This is a genomic window from Pseudanabaena cinerea FACHB-1277 (genome assembly GCF_014696345.1).
GTDB lineage: Bacteria > Cyanobacteriota > Cyanobacteriia > Pseudanabaenales > Pseudanabaenaceae > Pseudanabaena > Pseudanabaena cinerea.
Genome location: NZ_JACJPY010000018.1, coordinates 32513 through 57091, shown reverse-complemented (window position 1 = coordinate 57091; position 24579 = coordinate 32513). Strand labels below are relative to the sequence as shown.

The 24579-nt window shown below is 43.5% G+C and carries 20 protein-coding genes, 2 tRNA genes and 1 pseudogene; 11 read left to right on the top strand and 12 right to left on the bottom strand.

Features of this window, described 5'->3' with window-relative positions; translation table 11 throughout:
* Nucleotides 1-184 (top strand): annotated as a pseudogene (locus H6F44_RS08085) (DUF5615 family PIN-like protein); the annotation flags it as partial.
* Between the two features lie 304 nt (nt 185-488).
* Here the strand turns inward: H6F44_RS08085 and H6F44_RS08080 are convergent.
* Nucleotides 489-1862: a tetratricopeptide repeat protein gene (locus H6F44_RS08080; RefSeq protein WP_190350447.1), complete on the bottom strand. Its 1374-nt coding sequence runs from the start codon at nt 1860-1862 to the stop codon at nt 489-491.
* 321 nt (nt 1863-2183) lie between these two features.
* Here H6F44_RS08080 and H6F44_RS08075 point away from each other — a divergent pair, with 321 nt between their 5' ends.
* Nucleotides 2184-2324, top strand: a complete 141-nt coding sequence (locus H6F44_RS08075) for a hypothetical protein (RefSeq protein WP_190350446.1) — start codon at nt 2184-2186, stop codon at nt 2322-2324.
* A 172-nt stretch (nt 2325-2496) separates the two neighbouring features.
* On the opposite strand, the gene guaD is transcribed toward H6F44_RS08075, so the two are convergent.
* Both guaD and H6F44_RS08065 read right to left on the bottom strand, forming a co-directional pair.
* Complete coding sequence (gene guaD / locus H6F44_RS08070; RefSeq protein ID WP_190350445.1) at nt 2497-3834, bottom strand: guanine deaminase; 1338 nt, start codon at nt 3832-3834, stop codon at nt 2497-2499.
* Between the two features lie 75 nt (nt 3835-3909).
* Nucleotides 3910-4533: a ribonuclease D gene (locus H6F44_RS08065; protein ID WP_190350444.1), complete on the bottom strand. Its 624-nt coding sequence runs from the start codon at nt 4531-4533 to the stop codon at nt 3910-3912.
* Nucleotides 4534-4886: 353 nt separating this feature from the next.
* On the opposite strand from H6F44_RS08065, the gene H6F44_RS08060 reads away from it, so the two are divergent.
* From H6F44_RS08060 to tnpB, 7 genes are all read left to right on the top strand, one after another.
* Nucleotides 4887-6359, top strand: a complete 1473-nt coding sequence (locus H6F44_RS08060) for a hypothetical protein (protein ID WP_190350443.1) — start codon at nt 4887-4889, stop codon at nt 6357-6359.
* 598 nt (nt 6360-6957) lie between these two features.
* A complete protein-coding gene (locus tag H6F44_RS08055; protein WP_190350442.1) occupies nt 6958-11130 on the top strand; it encodes a P-loop NTPase fold protein in 4173 nt (1390 codons plus the stop codon).
* A gap of 132 nt (nt 11131-11262) precedes the next feature.
* Nucleotides 11263-11349, top strand: a tRNA-Ser gene (locus H6F44_RS08050).
* 115 nt (nt 11350-11464) lie between these two features.
* Entirely contained in the window at nt 11465-12520 is a 1056-nt protein-coding gene (locus tag H6F44_RS08045; RefSeq protein WP_242016488.1) for a YheT family hydrolase, read from the top strand.
* A 128-nt stretch (nt 12521-12648) separates the two neighbouring features.
* Nucleotides 12649-13344 carry a class I SAM-dependent methyltransferase gene (locus H6F44_RS08040; RefSeq protein ID WP_190350441.1) on the top strand — a complete coding sequence of 232 codons (696 nt, stop codon included), beginning with the start codon at nt 12649-12651 and terminating at the stop codon, nt 13342-13344.
* 53 nt (nt 13345-13397) lie between these two features.
* Nucleotides 13398-13697: a small RNA NsiR4-regulated ssr1528 family protein gene (locus H6F44_RS08035; RefSeq protein WP_190350440.1), complete on the top strand. Its 300-nt coding sequence runs from the start codon at nt 13398-13400 to the stop codon at nt 13695-13697.
* Nucleotides 13698-13891: 194 nt separating this feature from the next.
* Nucleotides 13892-15085 (top strand): IS200/IS605 family element RNA-guided endonuclease TnpB, encoded by a 1194-nt coding sequence (tnpB, locus tag H6F44_RS08030; protein ID WP_190350439.1) that lies wholly within the window; start codon nt 13892-13894, stop codon nt 15083-15085.
* Nucleotides 15086-15243: 158 nt separating this feature from the next.
* Here the strand turns inward: tnpB and tgt are convergent, their stop codons facing one another.
* From tgt to H6F44_RS08005, 5 genes are all read right to left on the bottom strand, one after another.
* Nucleotides 15244-16344, bottom strand: coding sequence for a tRNA guanosine(34) transglycosylase Tgt (gene tgt / locus H6F44_RS08025; protein ID WP_190350438.1), 1101 nt, complete (start codon nt 16342-16344; stop codon nt 15244-15246).
* Between the two features lie 191 nt (nt 16345-16535).
* Nucleotides 16536-16850: a hypothetical protein gene (locus H6F44_RS08020; protein WP_190350437.1), complete on the bottom strand. Its 315-nt coding sequence runs from the start codon at nt 16848-16850 to the stop codon at nt 16536-16538.
* A complete protein-coding gene (locus tag H6F44_RS08015) occupies nt 16847-17233 on the bottom strand; it encodes a hypothetical protein (RefSeq protein WP_190350436.1) in 387 nt (128 codons plus the stop codon). The genes H6F44_RS08020 and H6F44_RS08015 overlap by 4 nt, the downstream gene beginning before the upstream one ends.
* A gap of 257 nt (nt 17234-17490) precedes the next feature.
* Entirely contained in the window at nt 17491-18351 is an 861-nt protein-coding gene (locus H6F44_RS08010) for a DUF72 domain-containing protein (RefSeq protein ID WP_190350435.1), read from the bottom strand.
* Nucleotides 18352-18465: 114 nt separating this feature from the next.
* A complete protein-coding gene (locus H6F44_RS08005; protein ID WP_190350434.1) occupies nt 18466-18831 on the bottom strand; it encodes a response regulator in 366 nt (121 codons plus the stop codon).
* Between the two features lie 379 nt (nt 18832-19210).
* Here H6F44_RS08005 and H6F44_RS08000 point away from each other — a divergent pair, with 379 nt between their 5' ends.
* On the top strand, nt 19211-20212 hold the full coding sequence (locus H6F44_RS08000) for an ABC transporter ATP-binding protein (RefSeq protein WP_190350433.1): 1002 nt from the start codon (nt 19211-19213) through the stop codon (nt 20210-20212).
* Between the two features lie 15 nt (nt 20213-20227).
* Here the strand turns inward: H6F44_RS08000 and H6F44_RS07995 are convergent, their stop codons facing one another.
* From H6F44_RS07995 to H6F44_RS07985, 3 genes are all read right to left on the bottom strand, one after another.
* Entirely contained in the window at nt 20228-21685 is a 1458-nt protein-coding gene (locus H6F44_RS07995) for a hypothetical protein (protein ID WP_190350432.1), read from the bottom strand.
* A gap of 66 nt (nt 21686-21751) precedes the next feature.
* Nucleotides 21752-21824 (bottom strand) — tRNA-Ala (locus tag H6F44_RS07990).
* A gap of 128 nt (nt 21825-21952) precedes the next feature.
* Nucleotides 21953-22639 carry a GDSL-type esterase/lipase family protein gene (locus H6F44_RS07985; RefSeq protein WP_190350450.1) on the bottom strand — a complete coding sequence of 229 codons (687 nt, stop codon included), beginning with the start codon at nt 22637-22639 and terminating at the stop codon, nt 21953-21955.
* Nucleotides 22640-22913: 274 nt separating this feature from the next.
* On the opposite strand from H6F44_RS07985, the gene H6F44_RS07980 reads away from it, so the two are divergent.
* Entirely contained in the window at nt 22914-23279 is a 366-nt protein-coding gene (locus tag H6F44_RS07980) for a Rieske (2Fe-2S) protein (RefSeq protein ID WP_190350431.1), read from the top strand.
* A 33-nt stretch (nt 23280-23312) separates the two neighbouring features.
* Here the strand turns inward: H6F44_RS07980 and H6F44_RS07975 are convergent, their stop codons facing one another.
* Nucleotides 23313-24566, bottom strand: a complete 1254-nt coding sequence (locus tag H6F44_RS07975; RefSeq protein WP_190350430.1) for a M20 metallopeptidase family protein — start codon at nt 24564-24566, stop codon at nt 23313-23315.
* Between the last annotated feature and the right edge of the window lie 13 nt (nt 24567-24579).

Genomic DNA, 24579 nt, shown 5'->3' with positions numbered 1-24579 from the left:
CCATGATGTAGCAACTATTACTCGTTATGCTTATGAAAGAATAGAACAAAATTTACCTATGAATGGTGTTGTAGAAGTTCCCATGGATGCAAGTATTGGAAGAGCAATAGAAGATATCTTTCTGTTAATAGAATGCAGTTCAGAGGAAGAGTTACAAGGACAAATTCACTACTTGCCATTTTAGGTAAATCTCTTAAAGCCGCATAACACTGCGTTGGAGCCGACCGCTAAAAGTTGATCTCTAAGAACTTAGGATTAATCAACGGCGGCTCAATTAGACCGTTATGCCAAACCGAAAAGCCCGTTGAGATTGTCTGATTTCATCCGAGATTGGGCAAGCAAAAATGGTTCTCTTCGTTGATTAGTTCCGATAAGTGCGATCGCTGATCCTGTAGGGTGCGTTAATGGAATGTAACGCACCTTAACCTTACCCAATGTTCAAAATTCTTGCGTTACGCTGACGCTAACACACCCTACATTTACTCACATCAGTTAAAAATCCCTGTGGAATCTAGCCTTGCGCCAACTTCGGGATTGAGCTTCAGGATGGATTGATATTCATTCAGTGTTTCAGGCTTACCAAACTCCAAACAGAGGTTCCATTGGTTTGTCGCTTTTTCCGCTTTATCCTGAATCTCATAAAGCCTAGCTTTAAAGCAGTTAGCCATCCCTTTACCCAAGTTCCCTTTAGGAATGCGCTTATCAAATTCGATTGCTTGTACCAAATTCATCTCAGCCATAGCATAGCGCTTCTTTTCAAGGTTAACCCAACCTAAATTACGATGCAATTGATATCGAATATTAATATCGTTTGCATCTACCCTCTGCAATCCCACGTTTAAATACATTTCAGCAGCATCAAGCTCATTTTGAGAGATTTTTACACGCCCTAAATTGTTCAAAACCGCATAATTTCCCAGTTCAAGAGCATGGGTATAGCTTTTTACCGCCTCAGCATTATTACCTAATGACTCTTCTAGTAAGCCGATTCCTACATACACCTTACCGATGTCCGTAGGGTCTTGATCCTCAATTCCTAAAGCATGATTGAAATTATCTCTTGCCTCAGGAAGTTTGCCGTCTTTGTATAGTCTCTCGCCTTCACTGATATAGTGTTTAAAGTAATATTTTGGGAGATTTTCCGAAAAGAAGTATGCGCCAGTGAACAATAGAAATGCAATCACAAAAGTTACTTCACTTTGAAATTTTGGCGAAATACCTAACTTAGCCATTGCCTCCTGAAGCTTTTTCTGCCCTTGACCACCCCCCATACTTGAGAGAACCAAAGCAACCATACCGCTAGGACCCAATAGACCGACTGATTCAAAGAGGCTCATGCCACCAGAAAAGATTATTGGAATAATTTTTGACGCGAAAGATACCGTACCCGTGAGACAAAGAATTGTTAATAGGTTAAACAGCCAATCTAGTTGATCCCAGCCTTGTGGTTTGGCAATTGGTTGAACTACCTCAAAAAACCACCACCAATTAGTTTCGGGAGGATGCAAGATTTTACGCCACTGAGGTAGATGTAGTCCTGTGGCGATCGCTTCACCTAGCCGCATCAATTGTTCATCTAGAACAGAAAGTTTGGTTAGCAATTCTACCGATTTTACATCTTCACTGCTTAATGCTTTTTGAAGGTAATCTCTAGCAATGAGTACCTTCAAAATCATTTCTTGGGATGCTTGGGGAGTTGATTGTAATGCTGAAAGTGCGATCGCGAAATCTTGAAATTTTCTCTCAACTTCAAGATTGTTAGTTAAGTTATCTTGCTGGGAATCGGTTAGATCTTCTGGTGGCTCTTTTGTCACCAAATTTGATGCTGTTTCGCTATCAAGAGATACAGTAGTTTCACTCATAATGGGGCAACGCTGTCAGGGATAATTAATGCGATGTGACAATTTGCTATTAAATATAACTTGCTGTTTGAAATTTACAACAATTTGATTTCAAACTCACCATAGATTCAAATATAAAACCCATTGTGGGGCTTCGCCCTGCGATCCTTTTTGTGGCAGTTTTGATCGAGTATTGCTGTAATAGCTACCAATTATTTTCCAATGCTTTTAGCCGATTCTTTAACACTTTTAGCGATCGCTGCATCTCCCGATTTTTACTTTTAGCTAGACAACCAAAATCTCGGCTTTTATGTGGCAAAATATCTTGCCCTTCCCAAGATTATGGAATCTTACCCAGATCGGGTTAATGATCAGGTGATGGTCAACTTTGGTAGAAGCCAGAGAAGCACTCAAAACCATGATTCTATTGCAGGGGCAATTTATAAGTTGCCCCAACTTTTAGCTGTTTTGTGTAAGCCCTAATGCAGTTAGTCGTATCTTTTAGGATCTTTTTTCTCTTTCTTTTCCGAGGGATCTTTTTTGGGCTTTTTAGCCTCTTTATTGCCCTTTTGTTCTTTTGCCATTATTTACTCCTTTTAATTTCTTTGCTGCTTACTTTTATTATTCTTTTAGTATTGTAAACAATTTGCCATGACTATTGGTTGAATTTTACCAACTCACCCATGATGTAAGTGGCGGCGATCGCCCGATCATCACCCATGATCAGCGTGGCAAATAGTTGATCGGCAACTTCTGGCAGAGTGAGAGGGTGATTAGAATTAAAAAGCTGATTGCGTAATGCCATAATCGCAGTGGAGCGCGGATTTAACACCACAAAATCTGCTTCCTTGCCAGTTTCAAAATTACCGAGTTGATCTTCAAGGCATAAAGCCCTTGCACCGCCTAAAGTGGCAAGAAATAGCGCCTGAAAAGGTGACAACTTTTGCGATCGCAGTTGGGCGACCTGATAGGCAGCGCAAGCAGTACGCAATATTGAAAAACTAGTCCCTGCGCCCACATCAGTGCCTAGACCAACTTTGATCGGGGTTTCTACAGACTTCGCCTTTTCGATTTTAAATAGTCCGCTGCCCAAAAACATATTGGAAGTCGGGCAGAAAGCGATCGCTGATTTTGTCTCTGCTAGCCTTGCAAATTCTTGATCCGTCAGTTGCACCCCGTGAGCAAATATCGACCTTTCGCCCACCAATCCCGCCTGATCATAAACATCTAAATAGCCTTTACTTTCAGGGAAAGCTTCGGCAATATAGGCAACTTCCTTCACATTTTCTGATAGATGCGTATGCAGATAGACATCGGGAAACTCTTGCAGCAAGCGCCCAGCCACGCTCAACTGTTCTGATGAAGAGGTAACTGCAAAACGGGGTGTAACCGCATAGAGCAGGCGATCGCATTTGTGCCATTTCTCAATTAATTGCTTTGTCTCTGTATAGGAAGATGTCGCCGTATCCGTCAAATAATCAGGCGCATGACAATCCATCAGCACCTTACCTGCGATCATGCGTAAATTGCGGCGCTGGGCTGCCTCAAAAAAAGCATCAGTGGATTGCGGAAATACGGTCGTAAATACCAAAGCCGTAGTTGTGCCATTACGAAGCAACTCATCGAGAAATATCTCGGCAATGTCAGCAGCATATTGGCGATCGCTAAATTTGCGCTCGGTGGGAAAAGTGTAAGTACTCAGCCATTCCAACAGTTGCTCACCATAGGAGGCGATCATTTCTGTCTGTGGGAAATGAATATGGGTATCGATAAACCCTGAAACGATCAGGCGATCGCGATAGTCAGCGATGTCAACCTCAGCATATTTCGCCTGTAAATCTGCATAATTGCCAATTTCCTTAACCTTGCCATCCTCAACGATCAATAAACCATCGCCGAAATACCTGATACATTCAGATTCAGGCATATAAAACGGATCGGCGATCGCATCTAAAAAACTGGCTCGAAAACCTTGGAGAGTTGAGTTTGGCATGATATTTGTTTATGGTAACTAGCATCCCTTGATAGCGGCGCAAAGTAACCGCGCCATCAAGATTTGCCTTGGACTTTAATGGGCAAACACATCGGCATAACCCAGCAAGTCCAAATAAACCAAAGTGGGTATATTGGCAAAACAGGCTTTGGCAAGGTCATAACGATTTTCGCGAATTAGCATACCAATCAATTTGTGATAGACTGGTAACAAATACAGCACATCATTCGCCGCATATTTTAGCTGTTCATCTGAAAGCGCTCCCACATTGCCCCAATCCGAACTTTGGGAAGTCTTATCAAGCTCTATTCCCTGCAACTCTTTTACTAATTCCTTCAGCCCATGCTTATCGGTGTAGGTGCGGGCGAGCTTACTCGCGATTTTTGTACAAAAAATTGGGTGTGTGGCAATGCCAAGGTGCGCTTCTAGCATCGCCACATCAAATCTAGCAAAATGAAAAACCTTAGTAACGGCATCGGCTTCTAGTAAATATTTCAGGTTGACCGCTTCCGATATACCCTGTCCAATCTTGACAATGCTAACAATATCTTTGTGGTTACAAATTTGCACCAAACAAAGGCGATCGCGCCGAGGAATTAACCCCATTGTTTCTGTATCAATGGCGATCGCTTCAGAACCTAAATATTCTTGAAGCGTATCAAAGTCGATGTCGTTATCAAAAATTTTGAAAGATGGCATTTTTATCAATCTATGGAGTGGACTTATAGCTATCATCAGTCTTGGTTTGTTAATTTCCCAAGACTCAATTAAAGATTTATTGCCAACTAGGCGAAATAAATCCCAAATCTGGCTGCATACTAAAATACTCTAAAATACTAACAGAGCAGCCTACAGTAGAATATGTTCAACTAACTTACCGTAACTCTCGACTGAGTAGGTTGTTAATCTCACAGATGAAATAACATTAAGTGCTTTGCGCTTAATTAGAATATCCAGAAAAATTGCTGGAGGTGTCGCTCCACAACGCTTCTAATAATCTCTCCGCACTACTCAAAGCCTCAATAGGCCGCAAGTGAGCATTGAAATTAGTTATGAAAAATTTTCACAATCATAATCAATATAATCCTGATCACGGTTTTAGTCATAGCCGTGACGACTCCTCCAGTATTACCGCAGGCAACATTGATAAAGCCCAGCAATGTATTTATAACTTCTTTCTAGAAATCATTAAAACCTACAGTGATGATGAAATTTTAGACCAGTTCAACAAGTTATTTATTCGGTATGAGCCAATTGATAACTCCGCAGCATACTATGCCCTTGGAGAAATTATTTTTTATGATAAAGAAGAAGATTTTAAATATACAATCCTACGCTGTTGCTATATTTTGAATAATAATTGGATTGTCAATAGAAATATCAATGCTTGTCAGCAGTTAGTTGATTTATTTCTATCAAATTTTATTAGCACTCCCACTAAAGTTACTAAGCTTAAAACCCTGAAGCAGTGGCTACAGAAATTTGTCCAAAGTCAAGAATATAACAAACTGCGATCGCTATCAGGAAGACCTACAATTCAGCATAGCTATGATAGTTGGGCGGAACGTTTCTCTACTTACATTCTAGCATCAGAATCAAACGACACCAGTAAATCGATTGAGCAGCGAGTCTATGCAGCAAACCTATCGCGCAAGCTAAAAAAACAATTCAAGTTTGATCTAGCATTATACACAGCCAAGATCGATGCAAGAGGCAGTAATCCTCAACTCAAAAATCCAACTAGCCTAGGTGATGGGGTTTTAAATCTGATTAAAATGGTTCTTAATAAGCAGGGGAATCAAAAATTTCGCAATATCGCTCAAAATCTATATAAACAGATTCGCAATCTTAGTTTTGGCGAATTCAAAGATAAGTTAGTAGATTATTTGGGAATATCTGCAAATAGTTTAGATCCATTCAATCTTAAGGAAATAATTATTTCTAAGCCCGTAAATTTGTTGGAGCGTGACGATAATCAACAGATGCAGATTAGCCTATTAAATATTATCTGCAATCGACTTCTGAAGCATATTTTGTTAGATGAATATCGCCATCCTTCACGATTTCTGAAATTTGCACTCAATGCTCAAAATTTTTTAGGTTTAATCATCATTCTCCTCAAAATTGTTTTGCTATGTCCTGATAGTCGTAGATATTTAGAAGGCTATGTTGCTGAGTTGATCAATTTCTTTAGTGTTTATAGTGAAGAAGAATGCAACGATTTTATTAAGTTTTTGGATGTGCTGAATGTTACTCTCGCTATTTTTGATGATGATACAGATTATTCCTTGATCAAGATGCATAATGCTGAGTCTCTCCATGGGCATCATAATGATTGCGATCGCATTTATAATGAGTATCTTGATCCTCAACCTCAGCCCCATAGACAGCATAATATTCACAATCAAAATTTAGCTGATGTTAACCATGACCCTAATTTTGATAATTACCGAATTTTTTCGCAATCCAAAAATACCCGTCGATTAAATAATTCAAAGGATACTACCTTTCCAGTGAAAAATTAGACGTTGCGGCACAAAGCACCACAATGCTAATTCTTGGTTTTATATATCTGCGATCGCTAGAATTACTAATTGATCCCCCCTAGCCCCCTTACGAAAGCTACGGCGTACACAAAGATCTCTGTCTAGGTTTTAAGGTTTAGATTCTCCTCAGTCCCCCTTTTTAAGAGTCCCCCTTTTTAAGCGACCTTGTACACACAAGTCTCAAACTCCAGTCAAGTCAACTATTAATCGCCCCCTAGCCCCCACAATTCTGGGGGAACAAGAAAATAAAATTCTTTCAAAGTTCCCCATCATTGTGAGATTTAGGGGGCTTCGATATATTTAAATAAAGACGGACTGACTTGTGTATACGCGGTGCGATCGCCATGTAGGGGCATAGCATTCCCACGGAAATTTATAAGTTTCGAGATTGTTTGGAATTTGGAAATGCTTTGCCCTAAACTCGTAACGCAGGGACAATTTATCGGTGAAGGCGAAGAGGGTAAAGCATTTGCCTATCGAAATTTTGGTGATAATTTATGAACATTGCCGCGAATGCTCTACCCCTACAAGTTTTTTGTTGTAAATCATTAATCTGTCTCCAACCCAATAAAATTTCATGGATGCTGAATTTTCGTCAGAAGCGCAACCAATGCAGCAGCAGATGCAACAGGAGGTGCAGGAGTTGTCTTTTGCAGAAGAATCTCCTGTTCAATCTGAGTCAGCCGCCGAGGATAGCGCCGAACCCGTGATTTTTGCGAACCTTGGGAGCGCGGTACTCTCAACCGCATTCTCACCCGATGGACGCAAGATCGTCGCAGGGCTGAATGATGGCACTTTGCAACTATTTGATGCCATTTCTGGCACAGCCATCGGCAAACCTTTCCAAGGGCATGAGGATAGGGTCAGTTCAGTAGCCTTTAGCCCCGATGGCAAGGCGATCGTTTCGGGCAGTGATGACAAGACGCTGCGGTTGTGGGATTTGCAGGGCAACCAAATTGGGCAACCATTCCAAGGGCATAAGGGTGTGGTCAGTTCAGTAGCCTTTAGCCCCGATGGCAAGGCGATCGTTTCGGGCAGTCATGACAAGACGCTGCGGTTGTGGGATTTGCAGGGCAACCAAATCGGCGCTCCTTTTAAAGGGCATGAGGCTAGGGTCTGGTCAGTAGCCTTTAGTCCAGATGGCAAGGTGATCGTTTCGGGTAGTCGTGACAAGACGTTACGGTTATGGGATTTGCAGGGCAACCAAATTCAGAATCCTTTCCGAGGGCATGGGGATATTATCTTGTCAGTAGCCTTTAGCCCCGATGGCAAGGTGATCGTTTCAGGTAGTTGTGACAAGACGTTACGGTTGTGGGATTTGCAGGGCAACCAAATTCAGAATCCTTTCCGAGAGCATGGGGATATTGTCTTGTCAGTAGCCTTTAGCCCCAATGGAAGGGAGATCGTTTCGGGGAGTCAGGACAATACGCTGCGGTTGTGGGATTTGCAGGGTAACCAAATTCGGAATCCTTTCCAAGGGCATAGGGATCGTGTAAGGTCAGTTGCCTTTAGTCCAGATGGTAAGGCGATCATTTCGGGTAGTCAGGACAAGACAATTCGCCTGTGGACTCTAGATGGCAATCCGATCGCTAACTTGGCAGATCGCAGCAGACAGATCGAGATTCCTCAAGGTGTTGCCAACGATTCGTCGCAGGGTAAGGATTGCCTAAACGTTCAGGATGAAATCGAGGCTATGGCAACAGTGCTGATGCTACGCAGTCTCCAACCGCCGATGGCTGTGGCAATCTTGGGTAGTTGGGGCAGTGGCAAATCCTTCGGTATGAATCTAATTCAACAAAGGATCGAGGCAATTCGTAAGCAAGAACTCACAAGACTTCAAGCTTGGGGCGATCCCAACTCTTCTAACGACATCCAAATCCTGTCTCCCCACGTGGGGCATATCTATCAAATTAGTTTCAATGCCTGGACTTATGCTAAGTCTGACCTCTGGGCAAGTCTAATGCAGGAAATTTTCTATGAATTAAATCGCCAAATTACGTTAGAACGGCAGATCGGAACTTTTCTAAGTAACTCTCCAGTCCCTCAAGAGAATAAAAAAGAGCAACCAGAATCTAACTTTTCAGAAAAATCATCATCGACTCGCAATATCGAGCGCTTTATCTATAACCCCTACAAAAATCTAACGAAAACAATTCAGACGCTCATCAAACGTTTACAAACAGCCATTGTAATATTCATCCAACAAATTCTAAACCTCTGGCTCATTCAATTTTTTCTGCACCTCCTTATATTTCCTCTAGCAATTCTTACTTTTACGTTCGTTCTTTTGTTTGTTATCCCATTTGATCGTCTCACAAAAAAATTTTTCGATCTAGCATCAAAAATTAGCAATTTCCTATTTATCAAATGGATCGGCGAACAGTCAGACTACTACTTTTCCAACAACTTAGAAGCATCTTATAAATCTTGGCGTGAAGGGATTGAGTCCGTCCTAGAACATTTGCTATTTCTACTTCTTGAAGGCTTCCCAAAACGTTTAAAATATAGCAAAGAAAATTTAGAAAAAATCAAACAGAGAAAAAATCCTAAACCTGTAACAGATCCTGAAATCGATCCAAAGCAGCAGAAAGAGTTTGAGAACGCCTTGCTAAAAGGAGGCGATTTTTGGCGAGTGCTTTACCTCAACAATGACGAAGAACGCAGGGCTTTTATAGAATCTAACGAGCGCCTCAAAAAACTTAAAGATTGGAAAGACCCCAAATCAAATTCTAACTACTTGTGGAATACCCTTGATAAAAGCAAACAAGAGGAACAACAGCGTTTAAAACAGCAAGAGCAGGAACTCCAGAAAAAAGAACAAGAACTGCAACGCCAACTCAAAAGCGCCGAAGCAGAAGTAAAACAACAACTCGCTAACCGCAAAGCGACAGCACTCTGGACACCCATTATCAAAGCTATTACGCGACTCCTGTTTTCTAAAGAAGAAATTGAAAAATACAAAAATGAAATTGAGAAGTTAGCCGAAGCGGGCAAAACCACCAATGAGACGATCGCCTTAATAAAGAAAGTCGTCACCAGTTGGCAAGGCTTAATTGCCTTGTTCATAATGTCTTTATTGATCGTCCTCACCCTAGATCCCGCAACCCGCACAGCTATTTTCACTGCCACTCAAAACTTGCTGCAACAAACTGGCTTAGCAAGCCTATTTGATCGCCTAATTCCCACTGAAATCAAAAACAACTTCACCGAACTCGGCAATATAATTCGTGACTGGTTCACTAATTTCCCTCAATGGATGGAATCAATCCGCACCAAAATTCCATCAGGTTTACAAATAATCACCGCGATCGCCGCCGCAGTCACCACCCTCATCCCGGTCCTCAAAACCATCAACAATTACCTCAACTCCGTCCAAAAAGAACAAGCAAAAATTCAAAGCGATCGCGAGTTCTTGCTAAAACAAAAGCAAAGCGATTCTGAAAACCTTGTCAAAGAAGTTGCCCAACTCAAGCTCCAAGTCGCAGAACAAAAACAGCGCGTAGGACTCACCGCCAACTATGCTTCGCTCATGGACTTTGTAAGCGATCGGCTCGAAGTTGACGACTATGGCAAACGACTGGGACTCATGCAACAGGTCAAGCAAGATCTTGCCGCCCTCTCTGATCGCCTCACCGATTGGCAACATAACCGCGAAGAATTAAAAAAGTTCTTCCCAAGAGGTCCAGCGAGAGTCGTTCTCTACATTGATGACCTAGATCGTTGCCCACCCGATCGCGTTGTCGAAGTCCTCGAATCAGTCCAACTACTGCTCAACACAAAGCTATTCATAGTCGTATTAGGCATTGACGATCGCTATATTGCCCGCGCCCTAGAACAGGTCTACGAAGGTGTTCTCAAACGCGGCGGCAAACCATCTGGACTTGACTATCTCGAAAAAATCATCCAGATTCCCTACCGAATGCGCCCTATCTCATCCGCAAACATTGACGGCTACCTTCGCGCCCAAACCAAAGTAGCCAAAGCTCCATCAAAACCTGTTGAAAAAGACGACATCACCCCAAAAACAGAAATACAGGAAGAAATACAAGAAGCGATCGCACCTTTAGCCGAGCTAAATGTTCAGACACCTGATGTTATCGAGCCTGAACTATCTGAGATCGACACCCCAGAATCCTTAGAAAATTCACAATCCATCTCCACTCAAACCACACAAGCCTCAACCTCCACCGATGAGACTACATTCCTCGAAACCATCGCCCAAACCATCGAATTTGAAGAATCAGAGTTTCAACTATTAGTCAACTGCTGCAAACACGTAGACATCACCCCCCGCACCGCCAAACGCCTAATCAATATCTACAAGATCCTGCAAATCATCTGGGCAACTCGTAGCCAAAAAACATCAAAAACCCCCACAGATGACGACAAACGTATCGTCATGTCATTTCTCGCCCTCTCAGGTCGCTACCCCACCTATATGCGAAACCTCTTTGAAGAAATTGACGTACTTTTTGAAGAAACTGTACAAGAAGGCAAGCCCCTTGAAATTTATTTAGACAAACTCCTCAAACCCATCAAGCCCACAGCCACACAAAGCGATCGCTATGCCCAAAGAGAATGGCGCAAATTTACCAGCGACATCACACGAATGCTGGAACCTAAAAATGAACCTAATCCACCCAAACTCAAGATAGATCGCAATGTGTTTGACCTCATGCTCTCCTTCTGCTTTGTCGGCGACATTGGCTATGATCCCGATGATGCCGAGTCAACGCGCGAAAAGATCTAAATACCTGCATTGATTTGGTCAGTTTTCAAACCTAAATTACAAAAAAAATCTTCAGGGCTTGCATATGTACCAAGCTTTGGTATGATAAATATCCGCACGACAAATCAAGTAATTTACTTGCAACGTCAGCGAGGAGAGATGGCCGAGTGGTTGAAGGCGCAGCACTGGAAATGCTGTTTAGGGGAAACTTTAACGAGGGTTCGAATCCCTCTCTCTCCGTCAAAACTCGAAGAAGTTTTAAAAAGACGGCGAAGCCGCCCTTTCAAAACTTCTTCGCTAATACACCTAGCCTAAAGAGTGTTTAATATAAAATTGGGTTAAGCATCACAACGTGATGCTTAACCCAATTTTTATAGATGACATGACCTATACCCCGCCTTGGCATTTGCAAAATGGTTTGCTGATGACCCTTTACACGGCTTTGAGGCTGAGCCAAACATGGGAAAACTTTACCCTTGAGCCAGAGCCAAACTATCAAGAGCATATTTTTATTGGCGCAAATGGTGTGCCTATTTTTGGCAAATATGCCATTCCTAAGGTTGACAAAATCAAAGGGACAATTGTTGGTACTTACGGCATTACAGGGGATCTTGATAATCAATGGTTTTTAAAAATTCTGGGACGCAAAGCGATCGCCCTTGGTTATGCAGTGGTGCTATTTGACTGGCGAGCGCATGGCAAAACCGCAGAGCTATCACCAGCGCTGACCTCCGATGGCATCTATGAGGGAGAAGACTATATTTGTATTGCCAAAACTGCTAAAGAATTTGGTTGTCCTGCGCCCTTTTGGTTGACAGGCTATTCCCTTGGTGGACAGTTGGCACTATGGGGCATCAAGGCTGGGGAGGCGATCGCCAATAGTGACATTGCGGGGGGCGCAGTGATCTGTCCTAGCGTGGACTCCACCCGATCGCTGACCTATTTAGTCAAAGATGAATTTGGCAAATATTTAGAAAAGTCCATCGCCCGTGAACTGAAGAAATTGGCGCGTAAAATGGCAAAAAATTATCCTGAAGCCATTGATCAAGCGGCAGTAGAGCGAGCCAATAGTATTTGGGGCTTTGACCATGAACTAACGATTGGCAAATTGGGTTTTGCCTCCGTTGCCGAATATTATGACGCAAGTTGCCCTCTACACTTCATGCCCAATTTGCAGAAACCGACCCTAATTATATATGCCGCCAATGATCCCCTATTTGACCCAACTATTATTCCAGATTTGCAAAAAATTGCTGCCAATAATCCTGCCATTTCTCTATTGCTCACTGAATATGGCGGTCATGTGGGCTATGTGAGCAGCAAGCATTGTCAACATGAATATGGTGATCGCGATCGATGGTGGGCTTGGAATCGTTTTTTTGACTGGATTGAGCAGGTCAGCAACATTTAAAAGGGCAAAGCGTCTAAGGCTATTTCACAAAAGCGTGATCACGCCCTTGGGAATAACCGATAATCACCTATGGTTGTTTATTGAATATAAAAAACTAGATGATCAATTTATAAAAATATTGAGTTTCTATGAATAAAGCTTTTACTGCTCATGTGGATGAATGGACAGAGGCGATCGCGCCAGTACAGCAGCGTTATGATCGCGAATATCGCAATGAGGCGTTTGATTTGCCCTCGGAGGTAGAGTCCATGCCATTGTTTCGAGAATGGGTGAGTCATACGCTCTCTAGCAAAATTGCCTCGCCTTTTTGGGAATTGGCACAGTTTCAAAAAAATCAGCGATGCCTAGATATTGGCTGTGGGGTCAGTTTTTTGATCTATCCTTGGCGCGATTGGGAAGTGTATTTTTATGGTCAGGAAATTAGTTTTGTGGCGAAGGATGCCCTTAACTCTAGGGGTTCGCAGCTTAACTCCAAGCTGTTTAAGGGAGTGCAGCATGGGGCAGCGCACCGCTTAAATTATGAAAATGCGATATTCGATCGCGTCATTGCCACAGGGTTCAGTTGTTATTACCCTCTAGCATATTGGCAGTTGGTCTTGCAGGAGGCAAAGCGGGTCTTGAAACCCAATGGGTTATTCATTTTTGATGCGATCGCCCCTGATTTGGAACTTGCCGAAAATTGGGCGATTTTAGAAACCTACTTAGGGGCTGAAGTTTATCTCACGCCGCTTAATGAAATTATTGATCTAGTACGGTCAATGGGCGGGAAAATCACCGCCCAAAAAGATGGAGCATTGTTTTGTATGTATCGCGTTCAATGGTAATTTGTTGAGAGTGATGCAATGCAACACTCTCAATAAATATTTGGTTTTTATTTATGTCTGAAAATTCTCAAGAAAACGCTCAAACAACGGGCGCTGATGCCATTGATGTGGCGATCGCCCAAGGTATTGATTTTGACGGGACAGCCATTGATCCCAAAAAACTAGATTTATATAATAGCGTCATGGCACTAGAAGCGGGTCGCCAGCGCAGTGGTGTGACAAATACGATGCGATCGCGCATTGTCCGCATCGGCGCAAAGCATATTCCCCAAGATGAACTCAATCAAAAGCTGTTAGACGCAGGTTTTGCCCCTTTAAAAGAAAAGGACATCGCCTATTACTACAATAAATAATCCGCGCAGTTCAAAAAAGAATTAAAAAAGCGGCGCTTTTTTAACTAACGCGAACGGGAAGTCCCGCACTCTATCCGTTTACAAGGATGAGTGGCGGGATGAAAGTGCAGCCCGACAATAAATTGGGCGATTCTCGAATCAATAGAAGTTATCTATGCTATAGTTAGCTTATCAGTATTCGATATTCTTGATAAATGTATAAAGCATACAAGTACAGAATTCATCCCACAAGTGAGCAAGAAACCTTGCTTGCCAAGTCTTTTGGCTGTGCGAGATGGTTCTGGAACTATGCCTTAAACCTATGCCAAGAAACTTACAAAACTACTGGTAAAGGGCTAACTAGAGCGTATATACAAGGCTTACTTCCTGCACTCAAGAAAGAATATGAATGGCTAACTGAGCCATATTCTCAATGTTTGCAAGTAGTAGCTTTGAACTTGTCCACTGCCTATAAAAACTTCTTTGATAAACGGGCTATGTTGCCTAAGTTCAAATCAAAGCATGGTAGGCAGTCAATTAGTTACCCTCAGAACGTCAAGTTTGATGGTGACAAAATTAATCTACCTAAGATCGGCTTAGTCCACTGTCAGCGTCATCGTGACTTTGAAGGAACTATCAAAACTGTCACTGTTTCTCGCAATCCTGACGGTAAGCACTTTGTATCTGTCTTGGTTGACGATGGCAAAGCTAATCCTAAATTAGTATCAGTGGACAAAGCTATTGGTATTGATGTGGGACTAACCCATTTTGCGATTACCAGTGACGGCTCTAAGTTTGATAATCCTAAATTATTTGCCAAACATCAGCGCAACTTAAAGCGCAAACAGCAAAAGCTATCGAAGAAAAAGAAGGATAGTCAGAACCGTAAAAAGGCAAGATTGGCCGTGGCAAAAGTTCACGCCAAAATTGCCAGATGTCGCGAAGATTTTCTGCACAAACTATCCCGCAAGATAGTCAACGAAAACCAAGTTATTGCAGTGGAAAATCTCAACATCAAGGGCCTGGTTAAAAACCATAATTTAGCCAAGGCGATTAGCGATGTTGGCTGGGGTATGTTCTGTACAATGCTCAAATACAAGGCTGAAAGTGAAGGAAGGCAATATATCGAGATTGATCGATGGTTCCCTAGTTCTAAAACTTGCCATGTATGCCTAAATCGAGTTGACAACCTCAATCTTGATGTTAGGGCATGGACTTGTAAGCATTGTGGTACGCATCATGACCGTGATGTAAATGCAGCGATAAACATTAGAAATGAAGCCTTGCGGATTATCTCGTTAGGAACTAGCGAGTCGGCCTGTGGAGGAGATGTAAGTCGATCTGGTAAAACTTCGGTTTTGTTGGACGCTATCCCCGTTGAATCAGGAAGCCAGCCCTGTACCGCCTAAGCGGTCTGCGTCTGGTAGTTCACTTCTTTAATTCATGTTACGCACAATGCCGATGATAAATCTCTTGCTGCTTAGCCAATCAGGGCAACACAGGTATAGTTAGCGAAAGCAATCCTTAACGGTGCGATCGCTACATTGTTTTAGGAAACATCGATCTATCAGGACAAATAGTGAGCAAATTTTGTTGCAAAGTCACCATCAATAATTGCTTGGCGCATTTTTTGGGTGAAACGGATTAGCTCCGTAATGTTATGAATGGATAGAAGCGTATAGCCCAGAATTTCCTGCGATCGCACTAGATGACTGAGGTAGGCCCTCGAAAAATTTTGACAGGCATAGCAAGGGCATTCGGCATCAAGGGGCGTAAAATCGCGTTTGAATTTTTGATTTTTAAGATTCCAACGTTCGCCACGCACCAAAGCCACACTATGACGGGCAAGGCGGGTGGGAATCACGCAATCAAATAGATCCATGCCTGCGGCAACAGCCTGAGCCATTTCTTTATAAGTACCAACTCCCATCAAATAGCGCGGCTTTTGGGGGGGCAATAGGGGCGTAATCGCTTTGACAATTTTTTCGATCAGTTCAGGGGGTTCACCCACACTGACCCCACCGATCGCATAGCCTGGCAAATCAAACTGAATCAGTTCCCTTGCCGACTTTTGCCGCAAATCTAAATAGACACCCCCTTGGACAATGCCAAACAAAGCTTGAACATCGGCGCGATCGTGGGCTTTAATACAGCGTTCTAGCCAACGGGTGGTGCGTTCTCCAGCTAGTTTAATTTCTTCGTAGGTGGCAGGATAGGGGGCGCATTCATCAAATGCCATAATCACATCTGCACCCAATTGATTTTGAATTGCCATCGACTTTTCGGGCGTGAGGTTGATCATGTCACCATCACGGGGCGATCGGAACAGCACCCCCTCTTCACTAATGGAACGAATTTCACTGAGGCTAAATACTTGAAACCCGCCCGAATCGGTAAGGATTGGACCTTGCCAATTCATAAATTTATGCAGCCCCCCTGCGGCTGCCACAATATCTTCCCCTGGTTGCAGATGCAGGTGATAAGTATTTGCTAAGACCATTTCGGCTTGGCAGTCTTGAAGTTGAGCAGGAGTAACGGTTTTGACGTTTGCCAATGTGCCGACGGGCATAAATCTGGGTGTATGCACGACTCCATGGGGTGTCTGGAATACCCCTACCCGCGCATCAGTATGTTGGCATTCGGCTTCGACAGTAAAATTAAAGCTCAAGTTAGAAGTGGAATTAGAATTAAGAGTAAAGTTATTCAGGGCTAAGGTTCTCCGTATCAAGCATCTGAAAAGCACTCACGGCGCTGATTATGGCAAATTTTATCACATTATTCCTTTACAGCGCTTGGCACTTACTTAAAACTCAGCAATATTTTTGAAAGTCCCAAGGTAGAAAAACGCTATAAGTTTGTTTAGGCTGCTACAGGAATCAGGTGCTCATGAACATTTACTAAAACATCTAAATACCACCACCATTTTTGTGGTGAAATATTATTCTTTTTGCGATGCTCATACAAGTTAACAAAATGAGAAATTTCTTGACAAAAAACTACTGCATTGGCAATTAGTTTTCGATCTGCTTCAAATAAAATTTTTTGCTCTTCTGAACTGAATGCTGATTCTAAAGTAGCAATTTGATCTCTAATTGCTAAAACTTCTAATAATTCTGCGCCACTCACATCTGGATAATCTAAGCTAAAGTGATAATTTTTTAACGTCTTGTTCATTTTAGTAACTCCTCTAATATCCCAATGAATACAAAATTTGGATTACTTAAATAGTTATCAGGATCTTCAGGAGGAAAAGCCGTTTCTAGGATTCCGTCTATTCCAATCATTACTAACCATAGCTTCTCTTCGATTATTGATGTAATAGTTGGGTAAGCTGTTGATCCATACAAATAGATGTAAACTTTGGCTTTAGAATCTGTAATAACTTGATGAATTAGTTCTTGATATTGGATTATTGTAGAATTTTCAGGTAAATGTCCTAAACGAATTCTTTTTGCTAAATGAGGGATTGCTTTTTCAGGTTTCCACTGTATATGGTTTTGACACCTAATAATAGCTTTGATGCTTCGTTCTAAATAAGCTGCTTGCCTTTCTTTCATCAGCGTCTGTTAATCATATATTTAACTCTTGTCTTGTACGACATCAAATTCGACAAGGGCAACTATAAACATTTATTTGATGAATTTACCATAACATTTTTCAAGGCTTATCCGCGAACTTAGCTTATTTGTCCTCCAACTTAGCTAGATATAGAATCTTAAAAAAAACAGATTAAGATCCCCGATTTTTTTAATCAGGCAAAGGTGAATGACATATTTGCAAGAAATTCGTAAATCCGAGAACTTATAGGTTTATTTCAAGACCAGAGTGTAAGCTGCTGCGGTGGTGGAGTTAGACTTTGCCAAGGTAAAGGGGGAATTGCTAGATTTGCTTTTTCCAAGATTTCTTGAAAATTCTTTGCATTGTGGGGCGATCGCTCCTCAATTGGGCAATGCACAAAAAAATATACCTCCGTACCCTTAGCCAACCACTCTTGCAAATAGCCTGTCCATTCTTGCCAAAATTTAAAATTGAGATCCGCTTGAGGATGGCTGACAAAACGGACAATACTAAAGGGGGCGGTTACGACTGGCTGGAGAGGTAAATTAGGCTTGCGGCGCTGCTGTGTAATTGGCGGTGAGGCTGCATCATAGATCGGGCGCGAGTCGAGCAGGACACGACCGATGCCTAGACTGCTAAGCAAACCATTGAGCCGATCGCTGTGGATTAATTCAAACCAATCGCGATGGCGGATTTCGAGGGCAAGGCGATGGGGGGAATTACTGGCGATCGCTGTTAGAAATTGGGAGAGATCATCAAAATTCTGGGGACTATAGCTAGGTGGCAACTGCATAAAAATTACACCGAGGCGATCGCCTAAAGCTGCCATGAGTTTCAAGAAATTTTGTCCCTGCTCTAGAAAGGGAAGTAGCAATCCGTTGTGGCTAAGTTGCTTGGGATATTTTGGGCAAAATCTGAAATTATTGGGTGTGCTGGCAGCCCAACGTTCAAGGGTTTGGCGATCGGGGATCACGTAAAAGGTGGAGTTGACCTCAACAGTTAGTAGGCGATCGCTGTAGAGATTGAGATATTCCGTTGATCGACTTCCCCTAGGATAAAAGTCGCCGCTCCATCCCTGAAAAGCCCACACGGCACAGCCAAGATAAAAATTTGTCATTTTGTGTCAGATCTTTGCGCTGACTTATAAACCTAAAAGATTCTGAAAGCAATGCGAGGCAAGGCTTTTAGAATCTTTTGTCAATAAAAGCGGCGTTTGCATCGCTTTCATCGATCAATTATTTAGTAATTGCTTAATAGTTTTGATTAATTCGGGCGGGTGGTAGGGCTTGGTTAAATAGGCATCAGCTCCCTGCTTCATACCCCAATATTTATCAAATTCCTCACTTTTGGTGGTACACATAATCACAGGGACATCTTTAGTAGAGGCATTACTTTTGATCCAGCGACACAGTTCATAGCCGTTCATTTTGGGCATGACCACATCCGTAACCACAAGATCGGGCGTAAAAGACTTGAGCTTTTCCACAGCCTCAGCGCCATCGTTAGCCTCGATCGCTTCCATGCCATGTTGTTTTAGTTGTGCTGAGACCATTTCCAACACCATCGAACTATCGTCCACCACAAGGACTTTAACCATAATTGCCTTCCTGCTTTTCCAGTTTTACGCTAGTGTTTACTATCAATTGCAACTAAATTTTTAAACCTGACAGAAATTTACATTTCTCCATAGTCGAAATGCCAAAATACCATAGGCTAAGGGATATTGCGATATCAACACCAATTGCGTCAAATTATCGTTTTATTTTAGTTTAAATAGATCTTATTGATTTAACTTTAGCTCTTGGGATGGGGTTTAGATCACCCTCAATACCCAAATTTACTTATTTTATCGATAGCTGGGTCAGGGCTAAACAATTGATGCGATCGGTTGAAGACAATCTCACTAGCTGTTCATGCTGCTGACTTGTTGACAGTATATCAGAATGCTTTTTGATTAGGTTGGTAATGTAGGTGCTATGGCAATAGTTAATGTCTCAGGCTTGAGCAAGGTTTATAATATCGCGGTCAAAGAAGATGGGCTAGTGGCAACGCTTAAGCATTTTTGGCATCGTCAGTATCGCCCGATCGCCGCCGTTAAAGATATCTCCTTTGAGATTGAGTCGGGGGAAATGGTGGGTTTTTTGGGCGCAAATGGGGCAGGTAAAACCACCACCTTAAAAATGTTAACGGGGTTAGTTTACCCATCTTCAGGCAAGATCCAAGTCGCAGGATATATCCCATTTCGGCGGGATCAAGGCTTTTTGCAGAAAATTACGCTGGTGATGGGACAAAAGCAGCAATTGATCTGGGATTTACCAGCGATCGATTCTTTACGCATGAATGCGGCTGTCTATGATATTCCTGAAAACGTCTTTAAGCATCGCCTTGGGGAATTAACGGAGATGTTATCCCTTGAGGGCAAGCTCAGTCAGGCAATGCGGAAATTATCTTTAGGGGAGCGGATGAAGGCGGAGCTATTGGCGGCTCTGCTGCATCAGCCACAGGTTTTATTTTTAGATGAGCCGACCTTGGGCTTAGATGTAAATGCTCAGGCGAGTGTGCGTAAGTTTTTAAAGGAATATAACGATCGCTATGGGGCGACTATTTTGCTGACCAGTCATTACATGACGGACATTACGGCGCTATGCAAGCGGGTATTGCTGATCCATCAAGGGGGATTGATCTATGATGGCAGTCTCGATAGTTTGCATGATAGCTTTGCACCCTATCGGGAGGTCAGGGTGGAGCTAGGAGCAAATTATAATGTTGATGCAGAATTGTCAGGCTTTCTTGGTAAATATGGTCAAATTCTGCATATTGATGGTCAATCGGTTTGCTTTTTGGTGCAGCGTGAAGATTTAACCCGCACGGTGTCACAAATTTTGGCGGAGTTAGAGGTATTAGATCTAGCGGTGAGTGAGCCAGCGATCGAGGAAGTGATTGGGCGTGTGTTTAGTGCAGGGACAGTCAATAATTAAGATTGCCGCGCAACCCTAATCGATATATTTGGCTATTTCTGTAAGGGGGATCGCTTGATCCTGTGCCGTTGGATCAGGAATATCGACAACGATTAAATAGCCTTCAATTTTGCCCCTGCCAACGGTATTAAGGGCATCTAATATTTTCGGCATATCCGCCTTTAGCAAATTGCCGCGTTGATCGTAAAGCTCGATCGCCGATAGGCAGCCCAAGGTGGGGTTCCAGTCAAAATTTTGAGGATTAACAACGGCGGGTTTGCTGCCAAAAAAGTCGAGCGCTGCCCCACTGCCATGAATCCGAAACAGCGATCGCCCCATATTTCCTGCCCAATAAGCCTGTTGCAGTGGGGCATAGCTGCGCCAAGATGGGGGCAATAGCATTTGATAATCCTTGAGACTGCCTGTAAATTTGCCTTTTTGTGATGGCAAGAAACTATTTACCCCATCCTCAAAGGGCAGAAATAGATTTACTAGGGAAAACTGTCCATAGGCATGGAACACCTCATCATCGGGCTGGCGGGAGATGCCCTCCATACGATACAAGCCTTGGGGCGTGCGTCCGTTGGTAAAGTTCCAATCAAGGTTATGCAGTGACTGAAGTAATAATGGCGCTGACCATAGTTGCTTAGCTGCGTTCTTGACAAATTTGCCATTGCCATCCTTTAGGACAGTGGTACATAAAACATCGCGGTTAGGGCGACAAAATACGTATAGATGCGGCTGATTGGGGGCGACCTGCCATGTTAATAAATCTTGCAAATTGGGGGTATTGGCGGGAGGCGTACTTTGGAGATTTTGGATCGTGGTGCGGAGGTGCGGGTCTTGTGACCATTGGGGAAAGCGTTGCTTAACCTTGGCAATCAGGGTTTGGACTAGTTTTTGATTAGACTTTTGGCTAGGCTTCGGATTGACTAATGGATCGGCGGGTTGGGGATCATTGGCATTTGTTTCTAAGGGATAAATTTCTAAGGGATAACTGGCAGACTTGGAAAGCGCCAGTAAAGAAATTGCCACCCACTGGGGATCATTGCTGAGGTTGATGGTATTGACAAAATTTTGTTTGAGCTTGCCATAGACCGCAGGCTTTAGGGTATAAAGCTGAGTACTAACCTGCATAGCAGTGTCAACGATCGCTTTTTGGGGATCGCTGAGGTTGGGCGCTGTGGTTAGCCGCAGCACATTGTCTAACGCGGTAAAGACATAGGGCTGACTGGGGGTAAGTACACCGATCGCCCATAATGACTCTTGCCAATGGGTGAGGTGGCGATCGCTAATGGGATATTTTGCCAAATCGAAGCGATGGGCGGCAGCCTTTTGTTGTTGATCTAGCACCTGCAACTGACGGGCGTTTTCTGTTGCCTTGGGCTGATAGGTGCGAATTGGTGGGGCTTGTGCCTTAGTGACGGGCGGTGCAGGGGCGATCGCTAACCATACAGCGATCGCGGCTAGAGAGCCAGACATAAGTTGAGGCATGGTGTATCAAAACAAATGTATGATTTGCGGCGCTACGCGCCGCAAATCATACAAATCATATGTAAATGGAGCTAAGCGGATTCGAACCGCTGGCCCTCTCAATGCCATTGAGATGCGCTACCAACTGCGCTATAGCCCCTTTGCAAACAAATCAAACTTAACCGCTTAATTTATAGGCTTTACTATGATTGCCTATAAGTAGCAATTTGTCAAACTAAAAAAAATTTCTATACATCAAGCCCCACGAGACTGTAATTGTCAGTTCCATTACTGCAACTGCATCATCGGTTGCCATTGGCAGATATCTTCGTAAATGGAACGATAGCCATCGGAATTGGGATGTAAGCCGTCGTCGCAGAGGCGATCGCTGCACCAATCAGCACCGCGACTTTGCCAGAGATCAAATAAATCTAGGTAGGGAATATCGCGGGATTGGCAAGCAGACTTGGTGAATTCTTTATAGCGAAATTGATCATCATGGTTGAAATAGAAGCAATCGAGAAATGGCATTTTCGATTCATCCACAGGAACCATACCCACAAATATCACGGGGCAGAGACGTTGGGCTTTGTCCAATAGATTCGCCATCTCTAGGGTAAAGCGATCGAAGGTGGTCATGCTTTTGCTGTCACGCTTGCCCAACCTCGGCGAGTCATTCACGCCAACCGCCAAAATCAATAGGTCTGGCACACGATTACGTAGTTCACCGCGCCATAGAAATTCCTGCTCTAGCCTTTGATTGACCTGTGCCGTAGTATCTCCTCTCACGCCCAAGTTATAGAGAATATGTCCATTGGCAGATCCCATCCAGCGCCGCCGCAATAGCTCTGCCCAACCGCCATGCAGAGGGTCGCCATAGCCATAGACGAGGCTATCGCCAAAGGCAGTGATTTTGAGGGGATGCCCTGACTGTTTAGTAACTGGAGAAGTTTTGAGAAGATTTAAGATGGTCATTAAAAAAATAGAATAAAACTGTAATGTAAAACTGTAATGCCTCAGATTCCTGATTTTTAGTGACTGCCAGCATTTATCGGCGATCGCCAAGAAAAATTGGTAATTTTGATCCTTACCTTTTGGCATTCGGCTCAGCTTAGCTTAACCGAGTACTTTTACTTAATATGTCTTTAGCTTGATTTTGATGTCAATGATCTGCTTTAGCCGATGCAAACATTTTCGATCCTGTATTATTTGGTAGTCATTGATTATGTTTAATGAGGATTTTTGCAAAATGGCTAAGGTCAAAATTGCTGCTACAGCCGATGTGAGCGCTGATAAAGTGTTGAAAACTAGCGCTAACGGTCAATCGCTAATCGTTGCCAAGGTGGGCGATAAATATTGCGCGATCGCCAATAAATGCCCTCACTTCGGACTGCCCCTTGCTAAGGGCAAGTTTGAGAATGGCGTGATTACCTGCCCATTTCATGGTTCTAAGTTTGAAGTTTGCACTGGCAAAAGTACCGAATGGGTGGATTCCTTTGTGGGTATCCCTATGCCAGATTTCGCTAAAAAGGCGATCGCGATGGGCAAGGCTCCCACTGATGTCAAGAGCTTTACGGTCTCCCAAGAAGGCTCAGATTTGTTTGTAGAAGTATAAAGATTAAGAGCGGCTTTGCCGCTCCTAATGACTTTATGCCAAAAATTTCTCCACACAACGCACGAATATCTCCACCCCTGTGGCGAGGGCAGTCTCATCAAAATCAAAACGGGGATGGTGATGGGGATAGGCTAAGCCCTTGTCGGGATTGGCAGAACCAAGGAAAAAATAACATCCTGGCACAGCTTCTAAAAAGAAGGAGACATCTTCGCCGCCCATAGTGCGGCATTCAGGCACGATACCTGCGGGTGTTTCGATGACGGTGGCGGCAACGGAACGCACTAAATCAGCGATCGCAGGATCGTTAATCACCGCAGGATAGAGCTTAGTATATTGCAATTCATAGGTTGCCCCATGAGCCGCGCAGACACCAGCGATCGCCTCTTCCAATCGAGAGGCTAATTTTGCACCGACTTCAGGTTCAAAATAACGCACCGTACCACTGAGCCGCGCCGAATTGGCAATAATATTCGTGGCAGAACCCGCATGAAATTCACCAATACTAATTACCGCCGATTCGAGGGGGCTAATATTGCGGGAGACAATGGTATGAATGGCATTGACTACCTGCGCCGCCACTAAAATAGAATCAATGGTTTGATGGGGCAGTGCGCCATGTCCGCCCCTACCGATAATTTGGCAATGAAAAAGTTCCGTTGCTGCCATCAATGCCCCACTACGCACACCCACCGTGCCGAGGGGCATATTATTCCATAGATGTAAACCGATCAGTGCGTCAACCTGCGGGTTTTCTAGTACCCCTGCGGCGATCATCGGCTTTGCGCCCCCAGGTCCTTCTTCGGCGGGTTGAAAAATTATTTTGACAGTGCCATTAAAATCAGCGCGATGTTCCCAGAGATATTTGGCAGTGCCGAGGGCGATCGCGGTATGTCCGTCATGGCCGCAGGCGTGCATCATCCGCTCGATTTGCGATTTGTAACTAACGATATTTTCTTCTTGAATGGGCAGCGCGTCCATGTCCGCACGGATCGCCAAGACCTTACCCCTGCATCTGCCATTAACCGCGCCATTAACCGCCCCATTAATTGCTTTTGTCCCCGTAATCATCGCGACTATGCCCGTTTCGGCGATGCCTGTTTGGTGCGGGATGCCCCATGCGGTGAGTTTTTCGGCGATCGCGCTGGCGGTGCGATGTTCTTTAAAGCCGATTTCGGGAAACTGGTGAAAGCTACGCCGCCATTGCACTAGGCTAGGTTGCAGCTCACGGATATCTTCGCGAATTTGAAAATCCGTATGGGTGGGGGAAATGGTAGTGGCAAAGGTCATAGGTTTGTTTGCT

What these genes read in the sequence shown, in the direction of transcription:
- H6F44_RS08040 (WP_190350441.1), top strand. Translation starts at nt 12,649, where the DNA reads ATGAATAAAGCTTTTACTGCTCATGTGGATGAATGGACAGAGGCGATC.
- H6F44_RS08015 (WP_190350436.1), bottom strand. Translation starts at nt 17,233, where the DNA reads ATGAAAGAAAGGCAAGCAGCTTATTTAGAACGAAGCATCAAAGCTATT.
- H6F44_RS08020 (WP_190350437.1), bottom strand. Translation starts at nt 16,850, where the DNA reads ATGAACAAGACGTTAAAAAATTATCACTTTAGCTTAGATTATCCAGAT.
- H6F44_RS07995 (WP_190350432.1), bottom strand. Translation starts at nt 21,685, where the DNA reads ATGCCTCAACTTATGTCTGGCTCTCTAGCCGCGATCGCTGTATGGTTA.
- H6F44_RS08010 (WP_190350435.1), bottom strand. Translation starts at nt 18,351, where the DNA reads ATGACAAATTTTTATCTTGGCTGTGCCGTGTGGGCTTTTCAGGGATGG.
- H6F44_RS08045 (WP_242016488.1), top strand. Translation starts at nt 11,465, where the DNA reads ATGCTTAACCCAATTTTTATAGATGACATGACCTATACCCCGCCTTGG.
- H6F44_RS08080 (WP_190350447.1), bottom strand. Translation starts at nt 1,862, where the DNA reads ATGAGTGAAACTACTGTATCTCTTGATAGCGAAACAGCATCAAATTTG.
- guaD (WP_190350445.1), bottom strand. Translation starts at nt 3,834, where the DNA reads ATGCCAAACTCAACTCTCCAAGGTTTTCGAGCCAGTTTTTTAGATGCG.
- H6F44_RS07985 (WP_190350450.1), bottom strand. Translation starts at nt 22,639, where the DNA reads ATGACCATCTTAAATCTTCTCAAAACTTCTCCAGTTACTAAACAGTCA.
- H6F44_RS07975 (WP_190350430.1), bottom strand. Translation starts at nt 24,566, where the DNA reads ATGACCTTTGCCACTACCATTTCCCCCACCCATACGGATTTTCAAATT.
- H6F44_RS08065 (WP_190350444.1), bottom strand. Translation starts at nt 4,533, where the DNA reads ATGCCATCTTTCAAAATTTTTGATAACGACATCGACTTTGATACGCTT.
- H6F44_RS08035 (WP_190350440.1), top strand. Translation starts at nt 13,398, where the DNA reads ATGTCTGAAAATTCTCAAGAAAACGCTCAAACAACGGGCGCTGATGCC.
- H6F44_RS07980 (WP_190350431.1), top strand. Translation starts at nt 22,914, where the DNA reads ATGGCTAAGGTCAAAATTGCTGCTACAGCCGATGTGAGCGCTGATAAA.
- H6F44_RS08055 (WP_190350442.1), top strand. Translation starts at nt 6,958, where the DNA reads ATGGATGCTGAATTTTCGTCAGAAGCGCAACCAATGCAGCAGCAGATG.
- H6F44_RS08060 (WP_190350443.1), top strand. Translation starts at nt 4,887, where the DNA reads ATGAAAAATTTTCACAATCATAATCAATATAATCCTGATCACGGTTTT.
- H6F44_RS08005 (WP_190350434.1), bottom strand. Translation starts at nt 18,831, where the DNA reads ATGGTTAAAGTCCTTGTGGTGGACGATAGTTCGATGGTGTTGGAAATG.
- tnpB (WP_190350439.1), top strand. Translation starts at nt 13,892, where the DNA reads ATGTATAAAGCATACAAGTACAGAATTCATCCCACAAGTGAGCAAGAA.
- H6F44_RS08075 (WP_190350446.1), top strand. Translation starts at nt 2,184, where the DNA reads ATGGAATCTTACCCAGATCGGGTTAATGATCAGGTGATGGTCAACTTT.
- H6F44_RS08000 (WP_190350433.1), top strand. Translation starts at nt 19,211, where the DNA reads ATGGCAATAGTTAATGTCTCAGGCTTGAGCAAGGTTTATAATATCGCG.